7 protein-coding genes are annotated in these 5,874 nt (G+C 72.5%); 3 read left to right on the top strand and 4 right to left on the bottom strand.

Annotated elements, in window-relative coordinates; all coding sequences use genetic code 11:
* The coding region (locus tag VFW24_11515) for an acyl-CoA dehydrogenase family protein (GenBank protein HEX5267392.1) at nt 1–1,131 on the top strand (1,131 nt) is incomplete at its 5' end.
* Between the two features lie 15 nt (nt 1,132–1,146).
* Here the strand turns inward: VFW24_11515 and VFW24_11510 are convergent.
* Nucleotides 1,147–1,896 (bottom strand): hypothetical protein, encoded by a 750-nt coding sequence (locus VFW24_11510; protein ID HEX5267391.1) that lies wholly within the window; start codon nt 1,894–1,896, stop codon nt 1,147–1,149.
* 120 nt (nt 1,897–2,016) lie between these two features.
* Between VFW24_11510 and VFW24_11505 the strand changes: the two genes are divergently transcribed.
* Both VFW24_11505 and VFW24_11500 read left to right on the top strand, forming a co-directional pair.
* Entirely contained in the window at nt 2,017–3,027 is a 1,011-nt protein-coding gene (locus VFW24_11505; protein ID HEX5267390.1) for a retropepsin-like aspartic protease, read from the top strand.
* 33 nt (nt 3,028–3,060) lie between these two features.
* A complete protein-coding gene (locus VFW24_11500; GenBank protein HEX5267389.1) occupies nt 3,061–3,474 on the top strand; it encodes an SRPBCC family protein in 414 nt (137 codons plus the stop codon).
* Nucleotides 3,475–3,492: 18 nt separating this feature from the next.
* Here the strand turns inward: VFW24_11500 and VFW24_11495 are convergent, their stop codons facing one another.
* Genes VFW24_11495 through VFW24_11485 form a run of 3 tightly spaced genes read right to left on the bottom strand, consistent with a single transcriptional unit; the run spans nt 3,493 to nt 5,788 of the window.
* A complete protein-coding gene (locus VFW24_11495; GenBank protein HEX5267388.1) occupies nt 3,493–4,002 on the bottom strand; it encodes a hypothetical protein in 510 nt (169 codons plus the stop codon).
* Between the two features lie 10 nt (nt 4,003–4,012).
* On the bottom strand, nt 4,013–4,972 hold the full coding sequence (locus VFW24_11490; GenBank protein ID HEX5267387.1) for an aldo/keto reductase: 960 nt from the start codon (nt 4,970–4,972) through the stop codon (nt 4,013–4,015).
* 24 nt (nt 4,973–4,996) lie between these two features.
* Nucleotides 4,997–5,788: a PhzF family phenazine biosynthesis protein gene (locus VFW24_11485; GenBank protein HEX5267386.1), complete on the bottom strand. Its 792-nt coding sequence runs from the start codon at nt 5,786–5,788 to the stop codon at nt 4,997–4,999.
* Nucleotides 5,789–5,874: the final 86 nt, after the last annotated feature.

Here is a 5,874-nt window from a genome sequence, read left to right as displayed (position 1 = left end):
GAGCGGGCGGTCTACCTCGGTCAGGCGTTCCTGTCCGGGGCCGCCGCCGATGCGTTCGCGGCGTGGTCGGAGCGACTGCTCGAGGCGCACCTGATCTGTCCGCACTGGCCCGCCGAGGTGGGGGGCCGGGGCCTGTCCGGGGTGCACCTGGCCATCCTCAACGAGGAGTTCGCCAACGCGCGGGTGCCCCGGGTGACCCGGGGGATGGGGGAGTCCCTCGTCGGTCCGTCGATCATCGTCCACGGCACCGACGAGCAGAAGGCCTACTTCCTGCCGCGCATCATCTCGGGCCAGGACCGCTACTGCCAGGGCTTCTCGGAGCCGGACCACGGCTCGGACCTGGCGGGTGTCGAGACCCGCGGGGTGGTGGACGGCAACGAGGTCGTGATCTCCGGCCAGAAGGTGTGGACGTCGGGGGCCCACCTGGCCAACATGATCTTCATCCTGTGCCGGACCGATCCGGACGCCCCCAAGCACCGGGGGCTGTCCTACGTGCTGGCGCCGATGGCGGACAACGGGATCGAGCTGCAGCCGCTGCGCCAGCCGACCGGGGCGTCAGGGTTCAGCCACGAGCTCATCGAAGGCTGCCGGGCGCCGTTGTTCAACGTGATCGGCGGGCTGAACAACGGCTGGCGGGTGGCGATGACGACCCTCGGGAACGAGCGGGGCGGGGGCGCCACCACCCAGCACCTGCGCTACGAGCGCGAGTTCTGGGATCTGGTCGACGACGCCCGCAAGCGGGGCCGGACCTCCGAGTCGCTCGTCCGCCAGGACCTGGCCTGGGCCTTCACGCACGTGGAGCTGATGCGGTTCCAGGGCATCCGGCTGCTGTCGACCCTGGCGGCCAGGCGCGAGCCCGGTCCCGAGGCGAGCGTGAGCAAGCTGTTCTGGTCGGAGTACCACAAGCGCTTCGGCGAGATCGCCTTGAGCGTGACCGGATCGGAGGGGATGGCCCACCTGCCGGCCGAGGGCACCGGGGCCGAGGACGGCTACCGCCTGACCCGGTGGCAGAGCACGTTCGTCCAGAGCCGGGCCGGCACGATCTTCTCGGGCACCAGCCAGATCCAGCGCAACATCATCGGGGAGCGGGCCCTCGGCCTGCCCAAGGAGCCGAGCGCCGAACGGTCCTGACCGGGTCGGCCCCGATCAGGAGGTGGAGGCGGCGGTGGCGCGCTGGTACAGGACGCTCACCAGCCCCGGCTCGGGGGCCACCGCCCCGGGCTGACCGAACTGGGCCACCTCGAGGCTGACCTCGGCCCGCCCGACGACGAAGTTGACGGCGTCGATGCGGAACGGCAGCGTCATGCTGGCTCCGTTCTGGGTGCCGGTCATGGTCCCCGCCAGGCGCAGCCCGACCGATCCCGGCGCCTGGCCCGGAGGGTCGAAGCGGCTCGTCTGCAGGGTCTTGAGGGTCACGCCGGAAGGAAGCTCGTTCCGGATGGCGGGCAGGGCTATCCGGTTCACACAGCTGGTCAGCTTCGGGCTGTCGATGGCCTGCACGTCGGCCACCCCGTCGGAGTGGGTGCGGACCATCGTGACGTCCGAGCTGATCTCGACCTGACCCTGATCGAAGTTCGAGGACGTCACGTCGACCACGTCGATCTTGGACTCGTTGGGCGCGCCGGTACAGGCCGCCAGGCGGGCGCCCATGGCGTTCATGCTCGCGTCCGGCGGGTTGGGGGACTCCTGCCAGCCGGGCAGATCCGTGGCGGTGAGGTTGATGTGCTCGGCCGTCACGCGGTCGGCGGCGGTGTTGACGGCAACGGCGGCCGTGGTGGACGTCGTGTGGTCGGACCTCGACGCCGTGGCGCCGGAGCCTCCGCCACATGCGGCGGCCAAGAGGACCGGGATGCCGGCGGCCCCCGATATGGCAACCCGGCGCACGGCGTCGGCCATCCCCACCACCTCCTCTGTGTCCCCACCGGAAGGTATCCGGAATCCGGGAGGGGGCTTCCCCTCGAGAAAGTTGTCGGTCGAGTCCGTGGGGGGCCGGGTCTCCGGCCAAGATGACAGGTCATGCGCGGAGGGCCGACGACCAGGTGGGCGGGAGCAGTCGGGCTGCTACTCGTGGCCGACCTGGTCGGGCTGGCCGTGGTCGGTAGCTCCGGAGCGCCCGGCGCCACCCGGTCGGACCCGTGTGCCGGCGCGGTGACGCCCACCGCCCCGGCGTCCGTCGATCTGCGGGCCACCACCCAGAACTCGCTCCTGGTCCCGGTCTGCATCGACGGCAAGGGTCCGTTCCACCTCGTCCTGGACACCGGGGCCACCAACACCGCCATCACCCCCGCCCTGGCCCACCGGCTGGGACTGGTCCCCAACGGGGTGGGCGCCAAGTTCCTCGGCGTGGGCCGGCCCCAGGCGGGCCGGCCGGTGAGGGTCGACAGCTGGAGCATGGGCCGGGTGCGGCTGTTGCCCCAGCCCGTCTTCGTGACCTCGGGGCTGGGTGGGTCCGACGGCCTGCTCGGCTCGGACGTGCTCAGCCGGATGGGCGCCATCGAGCTCGAGTACGACACGGCCGAGCTCACGGTGGCCGGGGCCGAGGGGCCGCGGGCCGCCCGCAGCGTCGTGCGCGGCCGGGCCTCGGCCCGCCTGCCCGCCTTCATCGCCGCCCAGCAGCCCCAGGCCACCCTCCCCCTCGTCATCGCCAACTTCGGCGGCACCGCCGTCGCGTCCATCCCAGTGACGGTCGGCGCCCGCCGGCTCAACCTCGAGCTGGACAGTGGGGCCGAGGCATCCACCATCCGGCGGAGCGTGGCGGCCGGTCTGCAGCTGCGCACCGAGGAGGACCGGGCCCGGATCGTGGGGGTCGGCGGCACGGTGACGGCCGCCCTCGAGCGGGTCGACGCCTGGTCGGCGGAGTCGGTGCGCCTCGTCCCCCAGGACGTGGCCGTTCTCGACCTTCCGACCTTCCCGGGGGATCCCGGGCCGGACGGGCTGCTCGGGTCGGACGTGCTCAGCCAGTTCCGGGTGGTGGCCATCGACTACCGGGACGCGGCGCTGGCCGTGGAGCAGGTCCCGGTGGTCTGACCGTAAGGTCTGGCCCGGCGACAGGAGGAGCGGATGGGCGCGGTTCAGGAGGAGTGCGAGTTCGGCGTCGGTATCGACGAGGCGTGGAAGGTCATCGGTGACTTCGGCGGGCTGCTCGAGGCCCTGGGCGTGCCGTTCGAGCTGGAGGGGGCGGGGATCGGCCAGACCAGGAAGATCTCCATGGGAGACGAGCCGACGGTCGAGCGTCTCGAGGAGCGCGACGACGACAGCCGGCGGCTGGTGTACTCCATCGTCGCCGGTGCCCTGCCGCTGCAGAACTACGTGTCGACCATGCAGCTGCGCCCGGCCGGGGACGGGCGCACCCACTTGACGTGGTCGTCCACCTTCGACGCCGCCGCCGGGTCGACCGACGAGGACGCCTGCACCCTGGTACGCGGCATCTACCGGGGCGGCATGGCCGGGCTGCAGAAGCACTTCGGGGGCTGAAGTGGTGCCGCCCGTCGGCTAGTGGAGCACGACCTTCAGGATCAGGACCCCGGCGGCCAGCACGGCGCCGATCAGGACCTGGAGGGCGACGCGGGGCCATGACTGCTGACTGCGCAGTCCGGCGATCAGCTCGAGCAGGAAGAGCAGCACGGCGGCGGAGATCAGCGCCGCGCTCACCGCCGTCGCGGTCGACGCCCCGGCTGCTCGCGCCGCCAGCAGCACGACGAGGGGCACCAACGAGCCGCGCAGGATCGTGACCTCGTGGCGGAGGGAGGAGGCCAACCGCCCCGGCGACCAGCCGGTGCCGGACCCGAGGCGCTGGCCCAGCGAGTGGGCGTAGCCGTGAGCCAGCCAGAACAGGGCCAGGGTCAGGGCCACCGCCCCGGCCGCCTCCTCCAGGGTCTCCCGGCGGGACGACTCGGCCGCCAGCAGCGCCCCGGAGGCGATGGTCCCGTAGATGACGCCCGCCGGGTTCTCCTCGGGCTCGAGGAGCTGCGCCAGGGCGCGGGCCCAGCGCCTCACGGCCATTGGCCGGCTCCTACCAGGCGTAGGCCTCGGGGGCGGGGCCGCCGGGACCCGGGAAGATCCGGTCGAGGCGGGTGAGGACGTCGGGCTCGAGGCGGATCTCGGGGGCGCGGAGGCTCCCGGTGAACTGCTCCACCGTCCGGGGCCCGATGATCGGGGCGGTCACCGCCGGCTGGGCCAGCAACCACGCCAGGGCCACGTCGGCGGGCTGCTCCCCGAGCTCCGCACAGAGCTTCTCCCACTCCTCCAGCTGCGGGCGAAGCGACTCGACCCTCGCCTTCAGCCGCTCGTCCCCGCGACGTCCGCCCGTGGCCCCGTTGAAGACCCCGCCCAGCAGGCCGCCGCCGAGGGGGCTCCACGGGATCACCCCCACGCCATAGGCCGCGCACGCCGGCAGGACCTCGAGCTCGACCGTACGCGCCACCAGGTTGTACAGGCTCTGCTCCGACACCAGGCCGAGGCTGTTCCTCCGGCGCGCCGCCTCGTTGGCCGCCACGATGTGCCACCCGGCGAAGTTGGAGCTGCCGGTGTAGATCACCTTTCCCTGGGCCACGAGCAGCTCCATCGCCTGCCAGATCTCGTCCCACGGGGTGTCGCGGTCGACGTGGTGCATCTGGTACAGGTCGATGTGGTCGGTCTGCATGCGCCGGAGGCTGTCGTCGCACGCGTCACGGATGTGGCGGGCGGACAGGCGGGACATGTTCGGCCATTCGCTCATGGCGCCGAAGACCTTGGTGGCCAGGATCACCTTCTCCCTGCGCCCGCCCCCCTGGGCAAACCACCGGCCGATGATCGACTCGGTCTCGGTGGCGCCGTAGCGGTTGGCGGTGTCGAAGAAGTTGATGCCCGCTTCGAGGGCGCGGTCCATGATCGTGAAGCTGTCCGCTTCCGGCGTGCGGGGCCCGAAGTTCATCGTGCCCAGGCAGAGGGGGCTGACCTTGAGGCCGGTGCGGCCGAGCTGGCGATAGTCCATTGCCGGCGAACCTACTCCCCGTGGTCAGTGCAGGAGCGCGGCCCGCAGCGTCGTGACCGCATGGCCACCGACCGACACCCGTTCCGCCCCGACGCCCAGGTGGAGGGTGCCGCCGCGCCGGGACAGCTGGCGGACGGTGAACTCGTCGGTGCCGAGTCGGGGCGCCCACCACGGGCCCAGCACGCACTGGGCCGAGCCGGTGACGGGGTCCTCGTCGATCCCGAACGCCGGTACGAACACCCGGCACACGACCTCGGCCCCCGCCCGGGCGGTCAGGATGAACCCGCGGTCGCTGCGCCGGAGCACGGACAGGTCGGGCGCGGCCGCCGCCACCTCCTCCTCGGTGGCGACCTCGATCACGTCCCATCCCTCGGCGGCGCCGCAGCGGACGGCGTCGACGCCGAGGGCGGCCAGGACGTCGGGCGTGAGCGTGGCCCCCGCCGGCGGGTTGGCGGGCAGGTCGAGGGTGATCCGGTCCTCCGAGCGACGGGCCGTCAGCGTGCCGCTGAGGGTGCCGAAACGCAGCGGTTGGTCGGGCGCCACGCCCTCCTCCGACCAGAGGACATGGGCCGTGGCCAGCGTGGCGTGCCCGCACAGCTCGACCTCGGTGGTCGGCGAGAACCAGCGCAGGCCGAGGGCACCCTCCGGGTTGGCCCGGACGAGGAAGGCGGTCTCCGACACGTTCATCTCGCCGGCCACCGCCTGCATCCACGCCGGATCGGCGGGTTCGGCCAGCAGGCACACGCCGGCCGGGTTGCCCCCGAACGGCTCACTCGTGAACGCGTCGACCTGGAAGATGGGGATGCCCCGGCTCATGACCGCAGACCTTGGCCGGGCCGTGCTGGACCGTCAAGGGAAATCGGCCCGCCGCCCACGGGTCGTACTGTCCGGTCATGGACACC

Source organism: Acidimicrobiales bacterium (genome assembly GCA_036273495.1).
In the GTDB taxonomy this organism is placed as follows: domain Bacteria; phylum Actinomycetota; class Acidimicrobiia; order Acidimicrobiales; family JAJPHE01; genus DASSEU01.
The sequence above is the reverse complement of the archived record's forward strand: the minus strand, read 5'-3'. Positions and strand labels throughout refer to the sequence as shown.

Excerpts from the sequence above, each read along its gene's own strand:
- VFW24_11495 (HEX5267388.1), bottom strand. The coding sequence starts at position 4,002 with ATGGCCGTGAGGCGCTGGGCCCGCGCCCTGGCGCAGCTCCTCGAGCCC.
- VFW24_11505 (HEX5267390.1), top strand. The coding sequence starts at position 2,017 with ATGCGCGGAGGGCCGACGACCAGGTGGGCGGGAGCAGTCGGGCTGCTA.
- VFW24_11490 (HEX5267387.1), bottom strand. The coding sequence starts at position 4,972 with ATGGACTATCGCCAGCTCGGCCGCACCGGCCTCAAGGTCAGCCCCCTC.
- VFW24_11510 (HEX5267391.1), bottom strand. The coding sequence starts at position 1,896 with ATGGCCGACGCCGTGCGCCGGGTTGCCATATCGGGGGCCGCCGGCATC.
- VFW24_11485 (HEX5267386.1), bottom strand. The coding sequence starts at position 5,788 with ATGAGCCGGGGCATCCCCATCTTCCAGGTCGACGCGTTCACGAGTGAG.
- VFW24_11500 (HEX5267389.1), top strand. The coding sequence starts at position 3,061 with ATGGGCGCGGTTCAGGAGGAGTGCGAGTTCGGCGTCGGTATCGACGAG.